A 25,018-nucleotide genomic window follows, 5' to 3' on the forward strand; every position below is an offset into this window, starting at 1 on the left:
GCCATGCCGTCCCTGCGCGACGCAGCCCGTGGCCGCATCCTCTTCGGAGGCGACTACAACCCCGAGCAGTGGCCCGAGGAGGTGTGGGAGGACGACGCCCGGCTGATGAAGGAGGCCGGGGTCAACTCCGTCACCCTCGGGGTCTTCTCCTGGGCGAAGATCGAACCACGCCCGGGCGCCCGGGAGTTCGGCTGGCTGGACCGGCTGATGGATCTGATGCACGCGCACGGCATCGGCGTCGTGCTCGCCACCCCGACCGCGTCCCCGCCGCCGTGGATGGGGGCGCGGCACCCGGAGACCCTGCCGCGCACGGAGGACGGCGCCGTCGTCTGGTACGGCTCGCGCCAGCAGTTCTGCGCCAGCTCCCCCGTGTACCGGCGCTACGCCGCAGCCCTCACCGAGGACCTGGCGGCACGGTACGCGGACCATCCCGCGCTCACCGTGTGGCACATCAACAACGAGTACTGCACGCACTGCTGGTGCGACGAGACGGCCGCGCACTTCCGCCGTTGGCTGCGCACCCGGTACGTCACGGTCGACGCGCTCAACGAGGCGTGGGGGACAGCGTTCTGGAGCCAGCGCTACGACTCCTGGACGGAGATCCTGCCGCCGCGCAAGGCGCAGTACATGAAGAACCCGGCGCAGGTGCTGGACTTCAAACGGTTCACCTCCGACGCGCTGATGGAGTGCTACGTCGCCGAGCGCGACATCGTCGCCCGGCACACCCCGCGCATCCCGGTGACGACGAACTTCATGCCGCTGTGGTCGGGCCAGGATGCCTGGGCCTGGTCGGCGCAGGAGGACATCGTCTCCGTCGACATCTATCCGGACCCCCGGGACCCGCAGGGCGGCCAGTACAACGCGATGCTCGCCGACATGACGCGCTCTCAGGCCGCAGGCCCGTGGATGCTGATGGAACAGGCGGCCGGCCCGGTCAACTGGCGTGGCGTCAACCACCCCAAGCCCGAAGGCCTGAACCGGCTGTGGTCGCTGCAGGCCGTGGCACGCGGCGCCGATGCCATCTGCTACTTCCAGTGGCGGCAGTCGCGGCAGGGCTCGGAGAAGTTCCACTCCGGGATGCTCACCCATGCCGGCGAACAGGGCCGCACCTTCCGGGAGATCAAGCGGCTGGGAGCGGAACTCGCCGTGCTCGGCCCGGCCGTCGGCGGCAGTGACGTACCGGCCGACGTGGCCGTCCTGCACGACTGGGACTCGTGGTGGGCGGGAGCGCAGGAGGGCAGGCCGTCCTCGCTGCTCGACTACACGGAGGTCGTGCAGCGCTGGCACCGGGCCCTGTGGGAGAACGGCGTCGTCACCGAGTTCGCCCGCCCTGATGCCGGTCTGAGCCGGTTCAAGGCCGTCGTCGTACCCCATCTGTACCTGCTCGACGACGCCTCGATCGACAATCTCGTGGCGTATGCGCAGGGCGGCGGCACGCTGGTGTGCGGCTTCTTCAGCGGGATCGCGGACGTGGACGACCGCATCAGGCCGGGCGGCATGGACGCCCGGCTGCGCGAACTGTTCGGGATCCGCACGCTCCACGAGTGGTGGCCGCTGGACGCGGGCTCGACCGTGGCGTGCGACGGCTTCGACGGCACCCTGTGGTCGGAGGAGCTGGAGGTTTCGGAGGGCACCGAGGTGGTGGCCGCGTACCGCGACGGCGAACTGGCCGGGCTGCCCGCGGTGCTGCGCAGGGGCCGGGCCCGGTATCTGTCGACGCTGCCCTCGCCGGCGGCGCTGCGCCGGCTGCTCGGTGACGTGGTGCGGGAAGCGGGCGTGACGCCGGTCCTGGCCGGTCTGCCCGACGGTGTGGAGGCCGTCCGCCGCGGCGACCTGCTCTTCCTGCTCCATCACGGGCGCGACTCCGTCACCGTGGACGTGCCGGGCACCTACGAGGACCTGCTGACCGGCCGGAGGGCCGACGGGCGTGTGGAGCTCGGCCGGCACGGCGTGGCCGTGTTGCGGAGCGCCGCTCCATGACCGCCCGCACCCACATCGACGGCACCTGGGAACCGCGCCCCGCCGCCCGCTGGGAGGACGCCTTCCTCGGCGGCAACGGCCGACACGGGGCGATGGTGTACGGGGACCCGGCCGACGACCGGGTCATCGTCAACCACCACACCCTGGTCCGGCCCAACGGCAGCGAGCACCTGCGTCCGCCCGAGCTCGCGGACCGCCTGCACCGGTTGCAGAGCGCGCTCCTGGCCGGGGACACCACGGCCGCCGAGCGGTTCGGCGCGGGCCGGCCGCTGGCGTGGGTGCAGCCCTTCCATCCGGCTTTCCAGACCAGGATCCGTCCCGTCCCCGACGCGTCACCCGGCTCCGACGGCACGGAACCGCCCCCGGGTTACCGCCGGACGGTCGACTTCGCCACGGGTGAGATCACGGCCGTGTGCGAGGGCCGGCGCAGTCAGGTCTTCGTCTCGCGCGCCGATGACGTGATCGTCCAGTACGTCACCGGGCCCGGGCTCGCCGTGGACCTGGTCCTCGATCATGCGCTGCCCGGCGCCCCGGCGCGTCTGGCAGTCGGCCGCAGCACCGTACTGACACCCGGCGGCGGACGGCTGTCGCTGCGGGTGGGCTACCCGGACAGTGAACTCGCCTACAGCGGGCTGACCGTGGTCCGGGCGGACGGCGGCAAGGTGTCCGTCGCGGGCGAAGGCATCCGGATCGAGGGGGCACGGAGCCTGCTGCTGCTCACCCGGGTGCGGCGCCATGCGGGCAGTCTGGACCTCGCGGCGGAGTGCGCCGCCCTGCCGACGGACGGCTACGCGACGCTGCTCGCCCGGCACCGCCGGCTGCACACGCCGGCCTTCCAGCGAGCCTCCCTGACGCTGGCCGCCGACCCGGCCGAACGCGTCCTGCCGGGCAGCAGCCTGCTACGCCGTACGGGAAGCCCCGCTCTGCTGGAGCGACTGTTCGCGGCGGGGCGCTACCACCTGTACTCGTCCTCCGGCGTGCTGCCACCACGGCTGACCGGCCTGTGGACGGGCGACTGGGACACCGCCTGGTCCGGGGCGTTCACCACCAACGCCAATCTGAACCTCCAGATCGCCTCGGCTGCGGCCGCCGCACTGCCCGAGGTGTCCGAGGCGCATGCGGCCCTCGTGTACGGGCAGTTGGCCGACTGGCGGGACAACGCCCGGGCACTCTTCGGGGCTCGCGGCATCGTCGCCCCTTCCCACACCGACGGCGAGTCCGGCCACACCCGCCACTACCAGCGCGCCTACCCGTTGCACCTGTGGTCCGCCGGTGCGGACTGGCTCCTGGAACCGCTGATCGAGCACGCCGAGACGAGCGGGACGACGGACCCCCGGCTGGTCGGCGCACTGCACGAAACCGCGCAGTTCTACGAGGACTTCCTGACCCGCACGGCACCCGACGGCACCGTGGCCGTGGTGCCCTCGTACTCACCGGAGAACCGTCCGGCCAACGCGAGCTGGGGGACGGTGAACGCGACGATGGACCTCGCGGCGGCCCGCCACGCGCTGACCGCCTCGGCCGCCCGCTCCCCCACGGCCCCGTCGTCCGCCCGGCGCCGGGCACTCGCGGACCGGCTCCCCGCGTACCTGGTCAACGAGGACGGCGCACTCGCCGAGTGGGCGTGGCCGGGCCTGGAGGAGACGTACGACCACCGCCACCTCAGCCACCTCTATCCGGTGTGGCCGCTGGACGCGATCAATCCGTACGACACCCCGGAGCTCGCGGCCGCCGCGTACCGAGCACTGGAACTGCGCGGATCCGAGAACGACTCCGCCCACGGGCACCTGCACCATGCGCTGATCGCCGCACGGTTGCGGGACGGCGCACGTGTCTCGGCGGCGCTGGATGCCGTACTGGCGGGTGACTTCTTCCACGACTCACTGATGAGCGCCCACTATCCGTCCCGCAACGTGTACAACGCGGACGCCGCCCACGCACTGCCCGCGGCGGTCATCGAGTCGCTCGTCCAGTCGACACCGCACCGGCTGGTCCTGCTCCCCGCACCGCTGACCGGCTGCCCGAGCGGCGAACTGCGCGGTGTGCGCACGAGGTTCGGTGCCGGGCTGGATCTGCGCTGGTCCGCCGACGGCACCGCGATCGCGGTGCTGCACCCCACCCGTGACGCCCGGATCGACGTCCGTACGGGCGAAGGGCGCACTTTCACCGAGACCTCCGCCGGAACCCTCTCGGCCCCGTTGGAGCTGACGGCCGGCGTGGACCGCGTCCTCGAACTGGGGGCGCGGTAGCACTCCCCCCACCCATCCCCCCACCATGGAAGGGACAACCATGGCACGACGTACCCGCACCCTCAGCAGGTTCGTACTGGCCCCGGCAACGGCAGTGGCGGCCCTCATCGGCTTCGCCGCCGCCCCCGCCCAGGCCGCGATCTGGTCCTCCTCGGACCAGTGGGGCAACTACACCACCTCCGACGGCTACACCCTCTACAACAACATCTGGGGTTCCGGCGCAGGTGGGCAGTCCATCTGGGCCAACTCGTCCAGCAACTGGGGCGTCTGGGCCGACCACCCGAACACGGGCGGCATCAAGTCGTATCCCAACGCCAAGAAGGTCGTCGGGAAGTCCATCACCTCGTTGTCGTCGCTCACCAGCACGTACAACGTCACCGTCCCGTCGTCCGGTGCGTACAACACCTCGTACGACATCTGGGACAGCGACTACGACTACGAGGTCATGCTCTGGGTCAACTACAACGGCGCCGTCGGCCCCCTGGGCACGTCGCAGGGGAACGTGACGCTCGGCGGCCACACCTGGACCGTCTACAAGGGCGACAACGGCGCCAACCAGGTCTTCTCGTTCCTGCGCACCTCGGACTCCGCGTCGGGCACGGTGAACATCCTGCCGATCCTGAAGTGGATCAAGGACACGAAGGGCTGGTGGGGCAACGAGACCATCGGCGACGTCCAGTTCGGCTACGAGATCACGTCGTCGGCGGGCGGTCTGGACTTCCGGACCAACGGATTCGGCGTCTCGTCCAGCTGAACGGTTCCTCCTCCGGCTGAGCCGTACGCACAAGGAGCCGGCCCCCGCGCGGGGGCCGGCTCGTGCGTGCGCTGCCGCCGCCCGCTACTGTCCCGGGGCGGGCCCGGTGCTCTCCCGTACCGTCAACTCGGGTGCCAGGAGCTCGACTTCGTCCGTCCCGCGGCCGGAGAGCTTGGCGACGACCTGCTCGACCGAGCGGCGCCCCATCTCCTGCGCGGGGATGGCCACGGAGGTGAGCCGCACCGAGGCCTGGGAGGCCACCTGCTCCGGGCAGATCGCGACCACCGACACGTCCTCGGGCACCGCCCGGCCCTGCTGCCGCAGGAGATTGAGCAGCGGCTCCACCGCCGACTCGTTCTGCACGATGAACCCGGTGGTGCCGGGGCGCTCGTCGAAGATCCTCGACAGGGTCTGCGCCATTGCCGGGTAGCCACCCTCGCAGGGGCGGTGCAGCACCCGCACACCGGCCTCCTGCGCCTTGGCGCGTATGCCGTCGACCGTCCGCTCCGCGAATCCGGTGTGGCGCTCGTACACCGCGGCCGCCTCGCCGATCACTGCGACCTCACGGTGACCGAGGCCGGCGAGGTGGTCCACGCAGAGCGCCCCGGTCGCCTCGAAGTCGAGGTCGACACACGTCAGCCCCTCCGTGTCGGCGGGCAGTCCGATGAGCACGGCGGCCCGGTCGGTTTCGCGCAGCAGCGGCAGCCGTTCGTCGTGGAGTTCGACGTCCATGAGGATCATCGCGTCGGCGAGCGAACTCCCGGCGATGCGCCGCACCGCGGCGGGCCCCTCCTCCCCGGTGAGGAGAAGGACGTCGTAACCGTGGGTGCGGGCCGTGGTGGCGACCGCGATGGCGATCTCCATCATCACGGGGACATACATGTCGGTGCGCAGCGGCACCATGAGCGCGATGATGTTCGACCGGCTGCTGGCGAGCGCCCGCGCGCCGGCGTTGGGGTGGTAGCCGAGCTGCTGGATGCTCAGCTCCACCCGCTCCCGGGTGGACACCGAGATGGACCGCTTGCCGCTGAGGACATAGCTCACCGTGCTCGCGGAGACTCCGGCGTGCTGCGCGACCTCGGCAAGGGTGACCATTCAGCTCTCCATCAAGGAACGTCGTCGGACACCGGCGCGGGGACCGGCCTGGACCCGCAGTGTCGGCCGGACGTGGCGAAGCGCTTCGACTTCATCCGCTTCACCTATGACATGCACGGATGATGCGAGCCTAGACCTGCCCGCACGGAGTGTCTAGACCACTATCGAAGCGCTTCGACTCGGGGTGTCGCGTCAGCTGTTCCGGCTACTGCCACGATATGCCTGTCGCCGGGCCCGGAACATCAGCGGGACCGCACCCGCTGCACGGTTCAGGACGCCGACGGGGTCCAGCCCTCCAGCCAGTCGGCGACCTCCTGCCCGGCCGCCCCGTCGTCGCCGAGCTGGGGTCGGTCACCGCTCGCCGTTCCGGCGCCCGGCCCGTCGTTGCGGTACTCGGCGAACCGGTCGTCCTTCCAGGAGAAGCCGCTCATGTCGGTCCACGGCGCCGACCGGATCGCGGCGCTCAGGGTGCTGTCGCGGACGGTGGTCATCGGGTCGAGCGTGGCGTCGCCGCCGGCGTGCCAGGGGCGGCCGAGGTAGAAGGTGGCAGCGGAGACGTCACCGTTGACCGTGGAGTTGTTGATGAGGAAGCCCTTGCGTCCGGCGGCCGTGCTCGGGGCGGTGACATAGCCGGCGGAGCTGCCGTTCCACCGCTTCTTCAGCGTGATGACCGAGGAGTCGATGACGGCGCTCGCCCGGCCGAAGATGAAGTCGACGTTGCCGACGACATAGGAGTTCTTCATGTAGACACGGCCGAGCCTGTCCTTGGCCGCGGTGTCGAGCAGCAGGGTGTCCTGATCGCCCTCGGTGATGATCGAGTCGAGGAACACCTTGTCGGCCGCGGTGCGCAGCGCGACTGCCTGCAGACCGCTCATGTCCTGGTGCGCGGCTTCGTCGAAGTCGTTGGCGATGGTGAGGTTGCGGGCCTGGAATCCGTCCCCCTCGGCGGCGACGGTCGCGCTGCCGCTCGTCCCGTACGTCCCCGATCCGTCGGGCTTCTGCGTGCCCGAGGCGTTGCCGTACACGATGACGGCGCTCTTGCGGCTGGGGCCGGTGCCCTGGAGGGTGACGTTCTGCTTGGTCGAGGGGATCTTCACCAGCTCGCGGTACGTGCCGGGCGCGATGGCGATGACGGTCCGGGCCGTGTTGCCCGCGGGCACCGCGTTCACGGCGGCCTGCACGCTGCTGTACTGGCCGCTGCCGTCCTTGGCCACGGTCAGCGTGGCGGCGGCTGCGACGGTCGGGGCCGCCGTTGCGACACCGGCGCGCGGACCCGCGCCCGCCTTCACCAGCGCGGGCACGGCCGCGGCGTCGTCGAGCGTGTAGGCGTAGTAGCTGTGCGGGTCGAACGACGTCCCGCCGCCGCTCTCGTTGCGCCCACTCGTGCCGGCGAAGATGCTGCCGCGCTGGACGAGGGTGGCGGTGCTGTCCCGGGTGACGGGGTTGTTCAGCCCGTCGAAGTAGCTGTTCTCCAGGACCATGTTCGTGTGGCCGCGGGCGTAGTTGCCGTAACTGCTGGTGATGTCGGTGCCCGGGTCGTCCTGGAGGAAGTTGTTGTACAGGTGGGCGTGGGCCACGTTGTCGGTCGAGGGGTTGCGCTGTTCGGTCTCGTGGAACCAGTTGTGATGGATGGTGATGTCGGCGGTGGTGTTCTCGGTCCAGCCGATGCCGAACGCCTTGTTGTCGTGCTGGAGCCGGTTCCACGACACCGTCAGGTAGGTGGTGTCCTTGCGGCTGTCGATCAGCCCGTCGGCCATGTTCCGCAGGTCGTTGTGGTCGATCCACACGTGGTGGGCGCCGTCCATCTGGATGGCGTCCCAGTCGTGCTCCTTGTCGTTCCAGGTCCCGGCGTACGAGTCCCGGATCGTCAGATTGCGGATGATGACGTTGTGCACGCCCTGGCCGAGGAAGAAGCCTCCGCCGACGATGTGCCCGGAGGTGCCGGAGCCGATGATCGTCTTGTCGGAGGCGACCTTGATCTCCTTGCCCTTGGGATCCATGGTGATGGCCGCCGCGACGACGATGACGTAGGGCTGCGTCGCCGTCGCGTACTTCTCCAGGTCGGCGAGGGTGCGCACGGTGACGGTCGCGCCGCCGCGCCCTCCGTACGTCCCGTCCTGCCCCAGCGCGTCGACCGAGGCGAAGCCGTCGGCCGCCTCGTCGGCCCGGACCGGGGAGGCGGCCGACGAGGCGGGGTAGGGGGTGCTCCGTGGCTCTGTCGCACCGTTCGCCGCGGTGGCGGCGAATCCGGCCACCAGGGCCGTGCTGACCGCTGTCGCCACACCCAGCCGCGCCCGGCGGCTGCGATTGCGGTGGCTTGTGCCTGCGGGCATGTGGGGGGTGTGCTGCGCCGTTCGGCGTTCCGCTGTCATGACCTGAACCATTCCGTCGAGGAAGGATGCCGTTCAGGTATGGGTTGCCGCCGCCCGGCCGAAAGGTTGCTGCCCGCACCCGTTCAGACGGGCTTCAACCGCCATTGCTGGCATTGGTTGTTGAGCCATGACCACTGCCGGATCTCCGCCCCGTCGGCCGTCGAGCAGTCGGCCACGTCGGCGACCTTCCCCGACGCCTGGTTGACGATGCGCACCCAGCCGCCCGGCCCCGTGACCAGGAACCTGAAGCGCTGGCAGGTGTTGTCCAGCCAGGACCACAGCCGCAGGTCGGCTCCGTCGGCCGCGGAACAGTCCGCGGTGTCCAGGACCTTCCCGGTGGCGGCGTTGACGAGCCGGCTGGTGTCGTCGCCCCGGTCCTCGACGCGCCATCGCTGCCGGCTGCCGCCGTCGCACGTGCTCTGGAGGACGCCGGCCCCGTCACCGTCCGAACCGGCGGCCACGTCCATGCACTTCCCGGTGGCCCGGTTGACGACGGTGTAGGCGGTGGGGGTGGCTGCCGTCTCCCCGGCGGGCCCGGGAGTCGTGGTGCCGAGCGCGACGGGTGTACCGAGGTTCGGGGTGCCGTCGGCGTTCCAGGTGAACTTCTGGGCCCGGGCCGTACGCCCGTTGTCGCAGCCGTCCGAGGCGGCGTCGTTGGCGTGGTAGACGATCCAGCTCTCCGTCCCGTCGGGCGAGGTGAAGAAGCCGTTGTGCCCCGGCCCGTAGACCCCCGCCGAGTCCTTGCGCTGGAACACGGGATCCGCCTTCTTCGTCCACGAGGACGCGGACAGCGGATCGGAACCGGCGAGCGTGAGCAACCCGAGCTTGTAGTCGGGGGTCCAGCAGCCGCTGGCGGAGTAGACGAGGTACGTCCTCCCGCCCCGCTGCAGCACTTCCGGCCCCTCGTTGACGGCCGCCCCGGACTTCTCCCAGCCGTACACGGGCGTCGAGATCGTCGAGAAGGACCCGCTCAGTGTGTACGGGTTCGACATCGGCGCGATCACCAGGTTCTGGGTGCCGCCGCCGCTCGCGCTGCCGAGGAGGTACAGCTTGCCGTTCACGGTGAGCACGCTCGGATCGAGCATCCAGTCACCGCCCAGCCGGCCCCTGTACGTGTACGGCCCCATCGGGTCCGTACCGGCGCTCTCCAGGACATGGACGCGCTGGGTCGGGTTGTAGTCGGCGATGTTCTGCCCCGCGACGTAGTACAGGTACCAGCGCCCGCCCGAGTAGTGCAGTTCGGGCGCCCAGATGTTGCAGCAGCGGGAGGCCGCGTCGCCCTGCCAGACCTGCACGCTCGGGGCGGCCGCGAGACCGGCCAGCGTGGGCGACTTGCGCATGGTGATGACGTCGGTCCAACTCGTCGTCACCAGGTAGTAGTTGCCGTCGTGGTACGAGATCCAGGGGTCGGCACCCTTCTGCGCCTTGACCGGGTTGGCATAAGGACGCCCCTCGGCCGCCGACGCGGGTGCCGGCTGCGCAAGTACCAGGGCGAGGAGGAGGGCGCTCAGCAGGGTCAGTAGGCGACGGGCCATCCGCTGCTCCAGTTCAGGAGGTTGACTCCGAGCTTCGGGGTCCCGTTGTCCTGCCCGTCGTAGTAGTGGTACACGAGCAGGTCGCCGTCGGAGTCGGCGAGCACCGACTGCCCGCCGGGCCCGATGTACCTGCCGTGCGACTCCAGCACCGGCGTCCCGCCGTTGCTGAGCATGCTCACACCGTTGCGGTCCTTGTACGGCCCGGTCACGCTCGCGGCGCGGCCCACCTTGACCTTGTACGTGGAGCTCGTGCCCGCGCAGCAGGTGTCGTACGAGGCGAACAGGTAGTAGTAGCCGTTCCGCTTCACCACGGTCGGCGCCTCCACGGCCTTGGTCCCCGTGGGGCGGGAGGCCAGCGAACGGCGCGCCGTGTCACCGGCGTACTGCTTCCCGGAGGCGGGGTCGATCCGGATCATCTTGATCCCGGTCCACCAGGAGCCGAAGGACAGCCACCACTTCCCGTCGTCGTCCACGAAGAGGTTGGGGTCGATGGCGTTGTAGTCGCTGGACGAACTCGAGGTGTACACCGTGCCGTAGTCGGTCCAGCTGCCCGGCTGCCCGGTGGTGGAGCCGGCCAGCCCGATGGCCGAGGTGTTCGAGCCGAAGGACGAGACGGCGTAGTACATCAGGTACTTGCCGCCGTGGAACGAGATGTCGGGCGCCCAGGGGTCGGACGCCGATGAGTAGTTCTTCCACCAGCCCGGCGGGGTGCCGAAGGCCGATCCCGAGCGGCCGAACGCCGTGCGGTCGGTGGAGGTGCGCAGTTGCAGCTTGTCGCCGGTCGAGTAGAGCAGGTACTGCCCCGAGGACGTCCGGACCATGGACGGGTCGTGGACGACGATGTCACCGGTGACCGTGCCGGGGTTGGGGTAGGCGGACGCGCTGCCCGGAACGAGGGCGAGGAGCAGTGCGGCGGGAAGTACCGCGAGGGTCCTTCGGCGGGTGGTGCGACTCATGAGGGGACCTCCTGTGTCCGGTTACGGGAGGAGCGTGGGGCTCGTACGGCAGTCGCCACCGCGGTACGAATGGTTGCCATGCCCATGCCAGATTGAGGGAGATTCGCCGACTCGACAGAACGCCACCGTGTTCGACATATCGAATGCCGCCCGCAACCTCGAACGGAACGTAGGGCCCAACGGCCCGTGCGTCAACGGGTCGCGCGCGCCCGCGGCAGGAAGCAAGGCGATGGGCGCAGCACGGCGCCGAGGACCGCGGACGGAGGTCCGGCTACTGTCCGACGCTCGCCGCCGAGCGTCTGGACCTCGCGCCGTGCCGGGCCTCCAGCGCTGTCGCCCGCGCGAGCGCGTACGGAGTCGGCGTCGGGCAGCACCTGGTGCTCAGAAGACCGAAGGGCAGGGCCGGCGCGCGTGGCCGGGGCGCGGTAAGGCGCTCCCGCGTCAGGGGTGGATGCGCGGGAGATCGGTGAGCGGGGTGGAGCGTTGCCTTCAGATGCCGAGCAGAACGGGAAACGCCTCCATGTCGTTCTGCGTCATCACCGGCAGCTTGCGGATCTCCGCGTCCGGCACCGCGAGCCGCAGATCCGGGAAGCGCCCGAAGAGCGCCGGCAGGGCGATGCCCGCCTCGACGCGGGAGAGCGCCGCACCGGGACAGATGTGCGGACCGTGACCGAACGTCATGTGCCGGATGGGGGTGGCGCGGGTGATGTCGAACGCCTCGGCGTCGGGGCCGTGCTGCTCGGGGTCGCGGCCGATCACGCGATAGGAGATGACCACGCCCTCGCCCTTGGCGATGACGCCGTCACCGACCTGGATGTCCTCGGTGGCGAACCGCATCAGGAGGTGTGTGGTCGGGGTGTCCCACCGCAGGGTCTCCTCGATCACGGTCTCCCAGGAGACCTCCCCGTCGAGGACCAGGCGCAGCTGGTCGGGGTGGGCCAGCAGGGCGCGTACGGCGTTGAGGATGAGTCCGATCGTGGTCTCGTGCCCGGCCGCGACCATCGCCTTGAGGTTGCCGATCACCTCCTCCTCGGTCAGCGGCTTGCCGCCCTCGTCGGCGAGGATGAGCGCGGAGGTCAGATCGTCGGTCGGCTGCGCGGTCTTCTCGCGTACGAGTCCGGCATAGAAGACGTCCAGGTCGGCAAGGAGAGCCAGGCGTTCGTCCTGCGGGGTGAGCATCGAGAAGAAGGCCTTGTACTGGCGGGTCAGCATGGCGTTCGACGCGGGGTCGACACCCATCAGCATGCCGACGACGCGCATGGGCAGTGGCTGGGCGAACACGGACTTGAGGTCGACGACGGCCCCGTCCCTGCCACCCTCCGCGAGCGCGTCCAGCAGTTCCTCGGTGAACTTCTCGATCTCGGGGCGTATCGCCTCCAGCCGGCGGGGCGTGAGCGCCTGGGAGGTCTTGGTCCGCAGCCGGCGGTGCTCTTCGCCGTCGACGGTGAACATGGACCGGCCGGCGTCGATCATCCCGATGAGCGGCCACGCGTGCGTCACCTCACCGCTCTGCCACAGCCCCCAGGCGTCGAGGTCCTTCACCAGTCGCGGATCGAGCAGGAGCTGCCGTGCGTCGGCGTGCCGGGTGAGGGCCCATGCCGGTACGCCGAGGAGCTCGATCCGGGCCAGCGGTCCGGCGTCGCGCAGCCGCGCGGTCTCTCCGTCCAGGTCCTGGACCATCGGGTCGATGACGACGGTCGCACCGTTCGAGGCGGCGGCGTGAGGACAGTTCACGAGAGGTCTCCTGTCGTACGAACGGGGGTGAACCGAACGGGGAGCGAAGTGGTGCCACGCAGGAACGCGGAGGGCCGTCGTACGAGGTCGTCGACGGCGACGGCGAGCTGGAGATCGGGGAGCCGGTCGAGCAGGACCTCGATGCCCGTACGGGCGATGATCTCGGCGATCTCCTGTGCGGGGAACGGACACCGGTACTCGCCGTGACTGAACGCGAGATGGGCACCGTTGCCGCCCTGTGCGGGCGCTCCGGAGCCGGCCAGGTCCTGACGGATGAGCGGGTCGGTGTTGGCGGCGCCGAGCCCGAGCAGCAGCATGTCCCCGGCCTTGATCCGCTGTCCGCCGAGCTGCGTGTCGCGTGCGGCCCACCGTCCGGCGAGGATCTGGGTGGGCGTGTCCTCCCAGAGCACCTCGTTCATGGCCTCGCCGATGCTGCGCCGGCCACGGGCCATGGAGTCGGCGAACGTGTCCTCGGTGAGCATCAGCCGCAGGGAGTTGCTGACCCAGTCCGCGGTGGTGAGGTGCCCGGCGGCCGTGACGGCCATCAGGTCGAGCATGTACTCCTCGTCGGTGAACGCCTCGGGGAAGGCCAGCATGCGGGAGGTCACGTCGTCCCCGGGTGCCGCCCTCTTCGCGGCCACCAGCCGGGCCATGTGTTCCCCGAACCGCAGATGGGCGCTCTGCGCGTCCGGCCCGCCGTCGGCCAGGTCCTTCAACACCTGTGCGATGTCCGCGCCTTCGGCGTCGGGGAAACCGACCAGGCGGGCGAGGACGAGGACGGGGAGGGGCTCGCAGAAGTCCGCGACCAGGTCGGCCGTGCCGCGGCTGCACACGTCGTCGATCAGCCGGTCGGCCAACTGCTCGCAGTGGCTGCGGATCTCGAAGGGATCGGCGCCTTCGAGGGCCGGCCCCACCATACGGGCGTGCCGTCGGTGCTCCTCCCCCGCGCTGAAGTAGATGGAGGGCAGGGGGCGCCCCACCATCGGCAGCAGGGGCCAGTCGTCGGGGATGTGGGGCCACTGGTTCCACAGGCCCACGTCGCGGGGGAACAGCTCCGCGTCGCTGGTGACCTGATGGAGCTCGCGGTACCCGATGACGAGCCAGGAGGGGAACCCACCCGGCAGCTCCACGGGCACGACGGGCCCGTGGTCACGCCGCATGGCGCGGTAGACGGCCTGCGGCTCGGTCTGGAACCCGGGCCCGCCGAGCGGCACCGCCCCGGTGTGTGCCGGGCAGCCGGGGGGTGGAGGAGGAGAGGCCAGCGCGGGCTCTGTGGAAGAAGGGCGCGTCGTCATGAGTCCTGACTCCTGTGGCGAAGGCTGCACGCGTCAAGATCATGCGATCAACGCATGTTCACTATAAGGATTTTGTGTGTCGCCGGAACGGTCAACAGCGATCAATCCCACACCCTGAACGGAACAACAGGTCGACAACTCAACACATTTGATGAGCATCGCGATGTACCGCACGGCCGCACAGGACGGCGCAGTCCCCCACTACGCCGACGAGGTGCGGCCTCCGGCGCAACCGGCCTCGCTCTGCCCCTCGGACTCACAGAGCTGACCGCCCTCGATCGCCACGTTGACCAGCCCGGCAGCCCGCCCCGTTCCGTCACCCGCACCATCGCCGTACTCCAGCTTCAGCGCATGCCAGCGCGCCAGCCAGTACACACGCCCACGGTGACCGGCGAGGGCCTCCCGCAGCGCGCCGGGGGTGTGCGTCCAGACCGCGGGGAGGTCACCCGCATAGTCGAAAGCGGCCCGCAGTTCGAGCCATCCGTCCTCACGGACATCACCGGAGGTGAGCAGGACCTCGACGGCCTGCCCCGGCTCCTGCCTGCACTTCTTGGCGTGGATCCAGTGCACGCGGTGGCCCGCGGCGTAGCGGGAGCACTCGCCGCTCCGCACGGAGTCGTTCTGGGTGAGATGACGCAGCATGAGGGGGGTTGGCCTTCCGGGACGAGGACCCCGAGCGCCTGCACCGCGGTCCGCTGTTCCCCGTACCCTGCGCACGGGGCGGGTCGTCACCCGGAGCACCCGCAGCGGAGCGGGGTGCCGTCCAGCAAGCCGGGGCTGCACACTGGAACTCATGACCCGTACAGGACTCTAGCCCAAGCGGACCACGCGACCCGACGGGTGATCAGGAGGGCGCGGCGCCCGGCCACGGGCACCGCGCCCTCCCGGACGACCCGTCGGGCCGAGGCCCCTAGCCGGTGACGAGACCCGGGTCACTCGTACCGGCGCGGCCTGTCTCGACGTGTCCGGCGAAGCGCCGCAGGAAGGTGGCGTCCGTGTCGGAGACGACAGTGAGGTCGTACCAGTACTTGCTTCCTCGCAGGTCAAGCGTGTGCTTCACGGTCTCGCCCGCTCGGACCGCGAGGGTCTGCACCCCTCCCCCGTATCCGACGGCACTGCGTACGGTCAGCCTCACGGTCGCGGATCCACCGTTGACGAAGGTCAGCTGAAGGCTGCCGGCGGAGGCGTCGTGACGGGCCGTCACCTCGGGCCCCGTCACTTTCCCACCGGCTCGGAAGCTGCGCAGGAAGCCGTTGGGGCCATGCACGGTGAGGTCGGTCACTCCCTTGGAGTAGGTGGTGTTCCAACTGTCCGAGAGGGACTTTCCGGCCTCGGTGGTGTAGGTCCAGGGCCCGTCGGTGCGGTTCGCCGAGGTCACCAGGAACTGCGCGCCGGCGGCGGCGCCCCCACTGAAGGTGAGGCGGTACTTCCCGGTGGACGTGTCGGCGGCCCCGTCGACGAAGGGCGCGTAGCGCAGCGGCCGGGTGGGCCGGGCCCCCTTCTCCTGCTTGGGCACGCTGCCTGTGGTGGGCGGCACGGGGACGTAGTCGGGGTGCCGGAGGCGGTCCGGCGGCTCGTAGGCGTCGGTCGACGGCAGCGGGGTGTCCGAGGTGTCCGTACGCCCGAAGTCGAAGGCGGAGGTGAGATCACCGCAGACGGCGCGCCGCCAGGGCGAGATATGGGGCTCGTGCACGCCGAAGCGCTGTTCCATGAACCGGATGACGGAGGTGTGGTCGAAGACCTCGGAACACGCGAACCCGCCGGTGCTCCAGGGGGAGACCACCAGCATGGGAACCCGCTGGCCGAGCCCGTACGGCCCGGCGGTGTACCGGATGTCACCGGGGAAGTAGTCGGCCGAGGTGTCCACGGTGGACAACCCCTGCGCAGGCCCGGACGGCACGAAGGGCGGGACGACGTGGTCGAAGAAGCCGTCGTTCTCGTCGTAGGTGATGAAGAGGGCGGTCCGCCCCCAGACCTCGGGATCGGCCGTCAGCGCGTCCAGTACCTGCGAGATGTACCAGGCACCGTAGTTGGCGGGCCAGTTGGGGTGTTCGCTGTATGCCTCCGGAGAGACGATCCACGAGACCTTCGGCAGCGTCCCGGCCCGGACATCGGCCTTCAGGTCGTCGAGGAGCCCGCCACCGCTCTTGAGGTCGGTGCCGGTGCGCGCCTTGTCGTAGAGCGGATCCCCGGGCTCGGCGTTGCGGTAACTGTTGAAGTAGAGCAGCGAGTTGTCGCCGTACGTACCCCTGTACGCATCAGCGATCCACCCCCATGACCCGGCGGCGTCGAGCCCGTCCCCGATGTCCTGGTACACCTTCCACGACACCCCGGCCTGCTCGAGCCGCTCGGGGTAGGTGGTCCAGCCGTACCCCGCCTCGTCGTTGCCGAGCACGGGACCGCCACCGGAGCCGTCGTTACCCGTGTATCCGGTCCACAGGTAGTAGCGGTTCGGGTCGGTGCTGCCGATGAACGAGCAGTGGTACGCGTCGCAGACGGTGAACGCGTCGGCGAGGGCGTAGTGGAACGGTATGTCCTCACGAGTGAGGTGAGCCATCGTCGTCGCGGTCTTGGCCGGCACCCACTGGTCGTACGCACCCTTGTTGAACGCCCGGTGCCCGCCTGCCCAGTCGTGGTTGAGGTCGCGCAGGAACTGCATCCCGAGCCTGTCGGCGGGCGGCCGGAACGGCAGCACCTCCTTGCCGAGCCCGTCCTTCTGGTGCCAGACCGGCTTCCCGCTGGGCAGCGTGACGGGCCGCGGATCACCGAAGCCGCGTACGCCGTTCATGGTGCCGAAGTAGTGGTCGAAGGAACGGTTCTCCTGCATCAGGACCACGATGTGCTCCACGTCCTGGAGCGAGCCCGTACGACCCCGCGCGGGCAGGGACGCGGCGCGGGCGATGCTGCTCGACAAGGCGGTGTACGCGGCCGTGCCTCCCGCGAGTTGCAGGAGGCGGCGACGGTTGAGTTCTGCCATGGGTGGGGGCCTCTGTGGGGTGAGGGGATATGGCGACGAAAGCGACTGGAGTGTCCCAGAACCGGCACGTCCTGCGGAAGACCCGTGCAGTGTGCACGCGATGGCGATCGGCCGAACAGCCGGCGACGGAACGGAACGGACCACGATCCCGTCCGCCACGCCTCGCCTGCGAGGGTCCTGGCCGGAACCCCGGCCGTGGGCCGGGTCCGTCCCGGCATCCACGCGTGCCGGTCGCTCAGCGCCCCAGCCGGGCCGCGAGCCCGTCGAGCACGCAGTCCAGGCCGAACGCGAACTCGACGTCGGGGTCGGGTTCCTCCGCCTCGAGGACACGGCGGGCGAGCATCGGATGCTCACCTGCCGCGAGAACCTCGCTGATGTACGGGCCGACGCTGCGCTGCCACTCCTCCTCGCTGAGCCCGGTGCGCTGCTCCGTGCGCCGGAGGGCCTGCTGGGCGGCGACCGATCCCAGCACGTAGGCGTGCACGGCGCCGAGCGCCTGCGCGGCCAGGTTGATGTCGGGCGTGAGCGCGACGGCGGCCCGCAGTGCGGACTCGGAGCGCCGCAAAGAGTTGGGGCCGAGCGCCGGTCTCCCCGTCAGTTCGCCCGCCAGCCAGGGGTGCCGCAGCAGTGTCGCGCGGGACGCGTGCGCGACCGCCGCCAGACCGGCACGCCAGTCCCCGGCGGCTTCGGGCAGCGGGTCCTCGCCCTGTGCCGCGTCGACCATCAGGTCCACCAGCTCGTCGCGGTTGGTGATGTACCGGTAGAGCGTGGCGGTCCCGGAACCGAGGTCACCCGCGACCCGCCGCATCGACACCGCCGCGAGTCCCTCCGAGTCCGCGACGGCCAGCGCGGCGGCCACGTACTGGTCCACCCCGGGCGCGCGTCGACGCGGCTCGGGGCGCGGCCGGGTCCACACCGACGAGGGAACGGGTTCGGTCATCGGGGCGGCTCCTTTCCTCGTTGACCCCCATCCTATCTTCTGGCTACGGTGTAGCCATGACAGCTACGGCGTACCCAAACGTCCCCGTGCTCGTGGTCGGAGGCGGCAGCGTCGGCCTTTTGACCGCGGCGCTGCTCGCCCACCACGGCGTCCCCGCTGTACTCGTCGAACGCCGGTCCGGGCCGTCGGTGCACCCACGTGCCACCGGCATCGGGCCGCGCTCCGTCGAGGTGCTCCGCGAGCTCGGACTCGACGCCGCCGTCGACGCGGCCGCGGTCGACCTCCGGGGCGCCGCGGGCAAGGCGGTGGCACCTACCGTCGTCGCGATGGGTGCGGGCGACGTCGTGACCGTGCCCATGCCGACCCCGTCCGCGGACGGGCTGGACGTGACTCCGTTCAGACTGCGCGGCGTCTGCGCCCAGGACCGGCTCGACGCCGTCGTGGCAGCCGACCTGGCACGCCGCGGAGCGGACCTGCGCTGGTCGACCCGTCTGGTCGGCATCGCACAGGACGCCGACGGGGTCGACGTCGAACTGGAGGGGCCCGACGGCCGCTACTCCCTGCGGTGTGCGCGCGTGGTCGCAGCCGACGGCACGCACAGCACCGTGCGGACGGCACTCGGCGTGGGCATCTCCGGGCCGGGCGACCTGGGCACGTCGAAGGTCAACATCCTGTTCCGTGCCGACCTCCGGCCACACCTGCGGGGGATGTCCTTCGCCACCTGCACGATCACCACGCCTCAGGCGCCCGGCCTGCTGGCCACCGTGGACGGTGAGACGAACTGGGTCTTCCACGTCGCGTGTGACGTCGATGCCGGAGAACGCCCCGAGGACTTCACTCACGAGCGCTGCGCAGCAATTGTCCGGCTGGCGGTCGGTGATCCCGACCTCGATGTCGAGGTGCGCAGCGTGCTCCCGTGGCGGCCCCGGAGCGCAGCGGCCGAGCGTTTCATGGTCGGCCGCGTCTTCCTCGTCGGCGACGCCGCGCATACCGTGCCGCCCATGGGCGCGTTCGGCCTCAACACCGGGGTCGCCGACGCGCACAACCTGGCGTGGAAGCTGGCCGCCGTCCACCACGGCGAGGCCGGTGCCGGACTGCTCGACACCTACGCGCGGGAGCGTGAGCCGGTCGCCGCGGCGACGCTGGACCAGGCGATGCGCCGGATGGCCGACCCACAGCTGCACTGGGGGCGCGGACCCGAGGCCGACGCCGCCAGGGCGGCGGCGGGGGTGTGGGCGGCGCCGGTCGTACACCTCGGCCAGCGGTACGACTCGGCCGCTGTCATCGGCCCCCGGCCGGAACTTCCGTCCACCGTGGACCTCGTCCTGGACGGGTCACCGGGCTCACGGGTGCCCCACGCGTGGGTCGACGGGGTGTCCACGCTCGACCTGGTGGCGTCCCGGTGGACCCTGTTGGTGGGCGTCGCCGGCGATACCTGGCTCGCCGCCGGGGCGGAGACCGGACTCCCCGCACATCACGTCGCGGCCCCGTGGCTCCCCGACGAAGGGGCGCTGCTCGTCCGTCCGGACGCAATCGTCGCGATGCGAGCCACGGCGCCGGCGACGGATCCGGTGCGCTGCCTCACCGAGGCCCTGGACCAGGTGCTGGCCAGGCCGGCCCGGGTGCCGAGCGCTTGAGGGACGGCGCCCTGGACGAGGGCGGAAGCCGGCGGCCCGGCGGCCGGGCAGAGACCGCCCTGGCGGCGCCCTCCGCCCGGTACGCGGTCGCCATCGGTGGAGGGCCAACGCTTCGGCGGCTTTGACCCCTCCACCGCGCTGAGTTCAGGCAGTTCCACGGGCGTCGCAACGCACAGGACCACTCAGGGCCCCACTTCGCTCCGATCCGGCACCGGGACCAACACTGATAATTTTGCGACTGATCACGTGTTGGTCCCGGCGGGGGTGCCGTCGGGTCGAGAGGGCGGGCTGCGTACGTGCAAATCTCACAGATCCTGGACAAGGTCGACGCCGGCGACATCGCCCTCCCCGAGTTCCAGCGCGGGTATGTGTGGACCCGCGACCAGGTACGCGGATTCTTCCAGTCCCTGTATCGCGGCTACCCCATCGGCGGCTTCCTCACCTGGAGCACGAAGGCAGAGAGTGCCGACACGCGAGGGGAGTCGTCGGGGAAGGACGGCACCATCCAGTTGCTGCTGGACGGGCAGCAGCGGGTTACCACCCTGTACGGGGTGACGCGTGGCCGGCCGCCCCGCTTCTTCGAGGGCAACCCCTCCACGTTGACGGGCCTGCACTTCAATCTGCAGGACGAGACGTTCGAGTTCTACGCGCCGACGAAGATGAAGGGCAATCCCGTCTGGGTGGACGTCACGGCCCTGTGCCAGGGCGGGCTGGGCAGTCAGCTGCTGGCTGTCACACAACTCGCCGAAGGCGACACGGCACTCCAGTCGACGTACATCGAGCGCCTCAATCGCATCACACAGATCAAGGAACGCATCGTTCACATCGACGAGGTCACCGGTGAGGACAAGACCATCGACGTCGTCGTCGAGATCTTCAACCGCGTGAACTCCGGTGGGACCAAACTCTCCAAGGGCGATCTGGCGTTGGCAGCCATCTGTGCGGCATGGCCCGAAGCACGCCCGACGATGAACCGGGCTCTGGCCCACTGGTCTGCGGCCGGGTACGACTTCAAGCTCGACTGGCTCCTGCGCAACGCCAACGCGGTACTCACCGGCGAGGCGCAGTTCTCCAAGCTCGACAAGGTGAGCGTGCCGGAGTTCCGGACCGGCCTGACGGAAACCATCGACTCGGTCTCGTACCTGCTCGACGCGCTCGGTGGCAGGCTCGGCCTGGACCACGGACGGGTGCTGAACGGCCGGACCGCCGCGTTCCCCGTCATGAGCCGGCTGCTTCACCGGCACGGCGGGCGGTTCCCCGATGCCATGACCCGCGACCGCCTCTTCCACTGGTACGTGCACAGCTTCCTCTGGGGCCGTCACACGGGAGCCACCGAAACGGCCTTGAACCAGGACCTCCAGGCACTGGACGACGGCGGAATCGACCGACTGATCGACGTGCTGCGGCGAAGCCGCGGTGGCCGGCTCGATGTGCGCGCGGATGACTTCATCGGGTCCAGCATGGGCTCGCGCTTCTATCCCCTGCTCTACCTGCTGACGCGGGTGTACGGAGCCCAGGACTTCGTGAGCGGAGTGCCGCTGAAGGACGGCATGCTCGGCCGGCTGAGCTCTCTGCAGGTCCACCACATCTTCCCCAAGGCCCGCCTCTACAAGCACGGTCACAGCCGCGCCGAGGTGAACGCGGTGGCCAACTTCTGCTTCCTCACCCAGGACAGCAACCTGCACATCGGCGCCAAGGACCCGGCCGAGTATCTGCAGGAGGTCGAGGACCGGATGCCGGGCACGCTGGCCACCCAGTGGGTTCCGATGGACCGCGACCTCTGGCGGATCGAGAAGTACCCGGAGTTCCTGGCGGCCCGCCGTGAGCTCCTGGCAGAAGCCGCGAACGGCTTTCTCCAGGCCCTCCACGACGGCCCGTCCCCCGTGGAACTCCAGACAGCGAGGGCACTCATCCCCGCCCAGGCGTCCGCGCCCGCCACCGCATCACGCGACGAGGACGAGGTGCCGGGTCTGGCCGGTCTCCTCACCGAGCTGACGGATGCCGACCTCGCGGCCCCGGAACTGGACTGCGAGGTCAACGACCTGCGCACGGGTGCAGCCATCGTCGTCGCCGCCGCCTACTGGCCCCAGGGGCTCCAGGAGGAAGTAGGGATTCCGGTCGTCCTCGCTCCGGAGACCACTGCCGACGAGCTGGCGGCGCTCGAGGCCGGCAACTACCGCGTGTTCCACAGCACCGATGCGCTGCGGCGCTACATCGGCCACCTGCGAGCGGAGCAGACCGCGTCCTGACGGCTGCCCTGCCCGGCGTCCCAGGTCCCCCGGCTTCTGCGCGTGCCGGGGCCCTGGTCGGCCCAACTGGCCGTACACGGAACCGGTTCCACTCGACTCGGGCCTGCTTCACGGAACGTCCGGCCTCCGTCACCCAGGGATGGGGGCCCGGGACCGGGTCAGGTCCTCCATGGAAACCACCACGGCATCCGGCTGTCGCGCCATTTCCAGGACGGCCTGCGGCGGAGGAGGCCGTGAGGAGGCTGCGGACCGGTCGGCCGTCACGATGCCACGTCCGTCGACGACCGGGCACCAAGGTCACGCCGCGCCTTCTCCTCCGGCCGGCCGGTGGCGGAAGCCGGATCCATCAGCACTGATGGCACCCCCACCTTCCCCTGGGGGACAACCCCCAGAAACGTCGGGGAGAAACCGGGTCGTCCGGAGGACGCCGGGTCCGTAGGTTCTGGAGTGGAATGAGCACACCGCATCAACCAGCCTTCGGAGGCCCACTCGTGACCGCCCCTTCGCTCCAGCCGACGCGCACGCTTCACCCGGCCCTCGCGGCCTTCGTGCGCTTTGTGATCTGCGGTGGCGGGGTCGGGGTTGCCTCCAGCGGTGTGCTGGTTCTCCTCAACGACCGGATTCCGCTGGTCGTCGCCAACGCTCTCGTCACCGTCGTCTCCACCGTGATCGCGACCGAACTGCACAGTCGCGTCTCGTTCCGCAGCGACCGCAGGGGGTGGGGCGTCCATCTTCAGTCCGGGCTCACCGTCGCGGTGAGCTACGCCTTCACGACCGGGGCGCTGTTCTGCCTGTACGCGGTCCGGTCCGAGCCATCGGCTCTCGTTCAGCAGAGTGTCTACCTGTCGGCGTCGGCGATCGCCGGCGCCGGACGGTTCGCGCTGCTGCGGGTGGTGGTCTTCGGGGAGCGCAAGGCGGGCGGGACGCGGAAGGCGTCGTTCGGCAAGGCGTCCGTGGCCATGGCTGCCTGAGCGGCGCGCAGAAACTCCCGCGCGCCGGCTCGCACACGTCTGCGACCATCCACGGATGTCCCACAGTCTCGAATCGCTGGTCATCCGCCACACCCACCGACTCCCCCTGCCCGAGGGCCCCGCCGGCGAAGGAAGCAGCGCCGCACGCAGGTTGGACGCGGCGCTGACGTTCGCGGGCTTCAAGCTGTCGGCGGAGCTCCTGGAGCGGCTGTCGGGGCTGTCGGAGCCCACAGTCGTACGCATCGCCGGGCAGACGCTGCACACCGTGAGCGAGATGGCCGGCGACCACGTCCGGCACAACCCCTACTTCATCGACTTTCCCGCGAACGTGCCGGACACCGAAGAGTTCTGGATGTCGTGCGTGACGAAGGCGCTGAGCGACGACCGCTCGCGCGAGAGTGTGCTGACGCAGTTGGCGCACGGGGCGTTGAACCTGCTCAGCCTCCCCTCGTACGGCCGCTACCAGCACACCTACGAGGAGATGCTCGCGGCGCAGCCCGAGCTGATCGCGTCGGCGGGTGACCGGGTGACCGTTCTGCACCCCGGGCGGGACCTGGAGGACGAACTCACGGCCCTCTACCTGTCCCTGGCAGGCAGCACGACACCGCTGGGCGAGGAGCACCTGCTCGACCTCCGGGCGCTCGCCGGGCAGTGCGCACCCGGCCCCCAGCCGGAGGCGATCCCGGTCCGGGAGAACCGGGCGGTCGTCAACGAGGCCCGTCTCTCCGTGGGCGCCGGCCTTCTCCTGGACACCGTTGTTGATGTGCTGCGGCTGGCCTGCGCACTGTCGGACGGCGACGTGACGCTCCAGCAGCCGACGCGCTTCCGCTCCCTGTCGCGGCCGGTCCGCCGTGCCCTGCTCGCGGGCCTGGATGCCGTGATCGCGGCGAACCCCGCGAAGCTGGCCGATGTGCACGCGTACCGCGAGCCCTTCAAGCGCCTCGGTGAACGTCTCCATCCGCACGAGTACCCGCGCTGGCCGCACGCCGCCGAGGTGTTCGCGGTGGCGCGGGGAGAGAAGGAGGCGCGGACCTTCGACAGCCGTGTCGAGGAACTCCTCGACGAGTACGACGTCCTCGGCGCGGCACGACTGCTGAGCTCCGCTCCCGGCAAGCTGTTCCGCACCCTGGACCTCCTGCTGCGCATCGCCGCCGACCAGGAGGAACGGGACGCGGTGACAGCCCTCGCGGTCCAGGTCGCTCCCGAGGTGTCCGGGCGGGTCGTGCTCTCGGTCCGTGAGCACTTCCAGAACCGGACAGGTGAGACCGACGCGCCCCGGATCTTCGTCAACCGCCGGGGCGGCGGCTGGGTCGCTCCCGATTTCCGGCCCCCGGTCCCCGCAGCCGACCGCGATCGTCTGATCGCCGCGCTCGACGCCGAGATACGCCGCCGGCTCCCTGCGCCGGGCCGGCTGCTGGTCGACCCCGCCGTGTTCGACGTGGCGCTGCCGCTCAGCGGCAGAGCGACCGCGGGCGGCCTCGGCGTGCTGCCGCGCGGTTCGGTCTCGGCGGTCGACGGCGACCAGTTGCGCTTCTTCGTGTATTGGAAGGAGACCGGGAACCGGACCGACTACGACCTCTCGGCGCTGCTCCTCCACACCGACTACAGCACCGACTCCTGGCTCTCCTACACCTCTCTCACGGCTGTCGGGGGCGAGCACTCGGGCGATGTCACCGAGGCGCCCGAGGGGGCCTCGGAATTCATCAGCCTGTCCCTGGACCGGGTACGCAGCGCCTGCATCGTTCCGCAGGTCAACATCTTCTCCGGCGAGAACTTCGAGGAGGTCGAGGAGTCGTTCTTCGGCTTCATGCTGCGCGACGGCGAGCAGAAGGGCCGGCCGTTCGAGCCGCGCACGGTACGCATGAAGTCGGACCTCCGCGGTGCGGGCCGGGTGGCACTGCCCCTGGTGTTCCGGCGCGAGGACGACGGCCGCTGGCGTGCGAAGTGGCTGCACCTGTACCTGAGGGGCATCTCGTCGGCCAACCGGGTCGAGGAGAACCAGGTGTCGGTGTCCAAGGTGGTGCGCGCCGTCGTGGAGCGCGAGTACCTGACCGTGAGGTATCTGATCGGCCTGAGGCCGGCCGGCTCCCCGGCCGTGGATCTGTGGGACGCCGGGCCGCCTCCGGAGGAGCCGGTGACGTACATCGGCCTCGAACGCCCCGAAGGACTGCACCCGGACTCCCTGGTCATCACCCCCGAGAATCTGCGCGACTTGATCCCGGGCTGAGTGCTAGCGTTGGCCACGGCCAGGCCATGAAGGGGCTTCCTTCTCAC

General features: G+C 70.3%; 16 protein-coding genes and 1 riboswitch. Of the genes, 7 read left to right on the plus strand and 9 right to left on the minus strand.

The genetic code is table 11. From position 1 onward, the window contains the following. Positions 1-3: 3 nt before the first annotated feature. The 3 genes from ABZ434_RS19575 to ABZ434_RS19585 are packed head-to-tail and all read left to right on the plus strand — an operon-like array spanning position 4 to position 4,983. Positions 4-1,980: a beta-galactosidase gene (locus tag ABZ434_RS19575; protein WP_359138042.1), complete on the plus strand. Its 1,977-nt coding sequence runs from the start codon at positions 4-6 to the stop codon at positions 1,978-1,980. After that, positions 1,977-4,229: a glycoside hydrolase N-terminal domain-containing protein gene (locus ABZ434_RS19580; protein ID WP_359138045.1), complete on the plus strand. Its 2,253-nt coding sequence runs from the start codon at positions 1,977-1,979 to the stop codon at positions 4,227-4,229. The genes ABZ434_RS19575 and ABZ434_RS19580 overlap by 4 nt, the downstream gene beginning before the upstream one ends. Positions 4,230-4,269: 40 nt before the next feature. After that, positions 4,270-4,983, plus strand: a complete 714-nt coding sequence (locus ABZ434_RS19585; protein WP_359138048.1) for a hypothetical protein — start codon at positions 4,270-4,272, stop codon at positions 4,981-4,983. An 84-nt stretch (positions 4,984-5,067) separates the two neighbouring features. On the opposite strand, the gene ABZ434_RS19590 is transcribed toward ABZ434_RS19585, so the two are convergent. From ABZ434_RS19590 to ABZ434_RS19630, 9 genes are all read right to left on the minus strand, one after another. Further along, positions 5,068-6,078: a LacI family DNA-binding transcriptional regulator gene (locus ABZ434_RS19590; protein ID WP_359138051.1), complete on the minus strand. Its 1,011-nt coding sequence runs from the start codon at positions 6,076-6,078 to the stop codon at positions 5,068-5,070. A 269-nt stretch (positions 6,079-6,347) separates the two neighbouring features. Continuing rightward, entirely contained in the window at positions 6,348-8,411 is a 2,064-nt protein-coding gene (locus tag ABZ434_RS19595) for a pectinesterase family protein (protein WP_359138054.1), read from the minus strand. Between the two features lie 122 nt (positions 8,412-8,533). Next, a complete protein-coding gene (locus ABZ434_RS19600) occupies positions 8,534-9,985 on the minus strand; it encodes a family 43 glycosylhydrolase (protein WP_359138056.1) in 1,452 nt (483 codons plus the stop codon). Further along, positions 9,967-10,941 carry an arabinan endo-1,5-alpha-L-arabinosidase gene (locus ABZ434_RS19605; RefSeq protein WP_359138059.1) on the minus strand — a complete coding sequence of 325 codons (975 nt, stop codon included), beginning with the start codon at positions 10,939-10,941 and terminating at the stop codon, positions 9,967-9,969. Before ABZ434_RS19605 ends, ABZ434_RS19600 begins: the two co-directional genes overlap by 19 nt. A gap of 489 nt (positions 10,942-11,430) precedes the next feature. Continuing rightward, entirely contained in the window at positions 11,431-12,675 is a 1,245-nt protein-coding gene (locus ABZ434_RS19610; RefSeq protein WP_359138062.1) for a cytochrome P450, read from the minus strand. Further along, complete coding sequence (locus ABZ434_RS19615) at positions 12,672-13,970, minus strand: cytochrome P450 (protein ID WP_359138066.1); 1,299 nt, start codon at positions 13,968-13,970, stop codon at positions 12,672-12,674. Before ABZ434_RS19615 ends, ABZ434_RS19610 begins: the two co-directional genes overlap by 4 nt. Positions 13,971-14,171: 201 nt before the next feature. Next, the gene (locus ABZ434_RS19620; protein WP_359138071.1) at positions 14,172-14,612 is read right to left on the minus strand and encodes a hypothetical protein; all 441 of its coding nucleotides are present in this window, start codon (positions 14,610-14,612) and stop codon (positions 14,172-14,174) included. A 47-nt stretch (positions 14,613-14,659) separates the two neighbouring features. Then, positions 14,660-14,769: riboswitch (SAM riboswitch) on the minus strand. A 111-nt stretch (positions 14,770-14,880) separates the two neighbouring features. Beyond that, positions 14,881-16,947, minus strand: a complete 2,067-nt coding sequence (locus ABZ434_RS19625; protein ID WP_359138074.1) for a phosphocholine-specific phospholipase C — start codon at positions 16,945-16,947, stop codon at positions 14,881-14,883. A 235-nt stretch (positions 16,948-17,182) separates the two neighbouring features. Beyond that, the gene (locus ABZ434_RS19630; RefSeq protein ID WP_359138077.1) at positions 17,183-17,887 is read right to left on the minus strand and encodes a TetR/AcrR family transcriptional regulator C-terminal domain-containing protein; all 705 of its coding nucleotides are present in this window, start codon (positions 17,885-17,887) and stop codon (positions 17,183-17,185) included. Positions 17,888-17,943: 56 nt separating this feature from the next. Here ABZ434_RS19630 and ABZ434_RS19635 point away from each other — a divergent pair, with 56 nt between their 5' ends. From ABZ434_RS19635 to ABZ434_RS19650, 4 genes are all read left to right on the plus strand, one after another. Continuing rightward, the gene (locus ABZ434_RS19635) at positions 17,944-19,524 is read left to right on the plus strand and encodes an FAD-dependent monooxygenase (RefSeq protein WP_359138081.1); all 1,581 of its coding nucleotides are present in this window, start codon (positions 17,944-17,946) and stop codon (positions 19,522-19,524) included. 296 nt (positions 19,525-19,820) lie between these two features. Beyond that, a complete protein-coding gene (locus tag ABZ434_RS19640; RefSeq protein ID WP_359138084.1) occupies positions 19,821-21,773 on the plus strand; it encodes a DUF262 domain-containing protein in 1,953 nt (650 codons plus the stop codon). Positions 21,774-22,264: 491 nt separating this feature from the next. Beyond that, the gene (locus tag ABZ434_RS19645) at positions 22,265-22,744 is read left to right on the plus strand and encodes a hypothetical protein (protein ID WP_359138087.1); all 480 of its coding nucleotides are present in this window, start codon (positions 22,265-22,267) and stop codon (positions 22,742-22,744) included. Positions 22,745-22,799: 55 nt separating this feature from the next. Next, positions 22,800-24,971, plus strand: a complete 2,172-nt coding sequence (locus ABZ434_RS19650) for a hypothetical protein (protein WP_359138090.1) — start codon at positions 22,800-22,802, stop codon at positions 24,969-24,971. Positions 24,972-25,018 lie beyond the last annotated feature (47 nt).

The sequence above is a fragment of the Streptomyces sp. NPDC005761 genome (assembly GCF_040630635.1).
In the GTDB taxonomy this organism is placed as follows: Bacteria; Actinomycetota; Actinomycetes; order Streptomycetales; family Streptomycetaceae; genus Streptomyces.

What these genes read in the sequence shown, in the direction of transcription:
- ABZ434_RS19575 (WP_359138042.1), top strand. Translation starts at nt 4, where the DNA reads ATGCCGTCCCTGCGCGACGCAGCCCGTGGCCGCATCCTCTTCGGAGGC.
- ABZ434_RS19580 (WP_359138045.1), top strand. Translation starts at nt 1,977, where the DNA reads ATGACCGCCCGCACCCACATCGACGGCACCTGGGAACCGCGCCCCGCC.
- ABZ434_RS19585 (WP_359138048.1), top strand. Translation starts at nt 4,270, where the DNA reads ATGGCACGACGTACCCGCACCCTCAGCAGGTTCGTACTGGCCCCGGCA.
- ABZ434_RS19590 (WP_359138051.1), bottom strand. Translation starts at nt 6,078, where the DNA reads ATGGTCACCCTTGCCGAGGTCGCGCAGCACGCCGGAGTCTCCGCGAGC.
- ABZ434_RS19595 (WP_359138054.1), bottom strand. Translation starts at nt 8,411, where the DNA reads ATGCCCGCAGGCACAAGCCACCGCAATCGCAGCCGCCGGGCGCGGCTG.
- ABZ434_RS19600 (WP_359138056.1), bottom strand. Translation starts at nt 9,985, where the DNA reads ATGGCCCGTCGCCTACTGACCCTGCTGAGCGCCCTCCTCCTCGCCCTG.
- ABZ434_RS19605 (WP_359138059.1), bottom strand. Translation starts at nt 10,941, where the DNA reads ATGAGTCGCACCACCCGCCGAAGGACCCTCGCGGTACTTCCCGCCGCA.
- ABZ434_RS19615 (WP_359138066.1), bottom strand. Translation starts at nt 13,970, where the DNA reads ATGACGACGCGCCCTTCTTCCACAGAGCCCGCGCTGGCCTCTCCTCCT.
- ABZ434_RS19620 (WP_359138071.1), bottom strand. Translation starts at nt 14,612, where the DNA reads ATGCTGCGTCATCTCACCCAGAACGACTCCGTGCGGAGCGGCGAGTGC.
- ABZ434_RS19625 (WP_359138074.1), bottom strand. Translation starts at nt 16,947, where the DNA reads ATGGCAGAACTCAACCGTCGCCGCCTCCTGCAACTCGCGGGAGGCACG.
- ABZ434_RS19630 (WP_359138077.1), bottom strand. Translation starts at nt 17,887, where the DNA reads ATGACCGAACCCGTTCCCTCGTCGGTGTGGACCCGGCCGCGCCCCGAG.
- ABZ434_RS19635 (WP_359138081.1), top strand. Translation starts at nt 17,944, where the DNA reads ATGACAGCTACGGCGTACCCAAACGTCCCCGTGCTCGTGGTCGGAGGC.
- ABZ434_RS19650 (WP_359138090.1), top strand. Translation starts at nt 22,800, where the DNA reads ATGTCCCACAGTCTCGAATCGCTGGTCATCCGCCACACCCACCGACTC.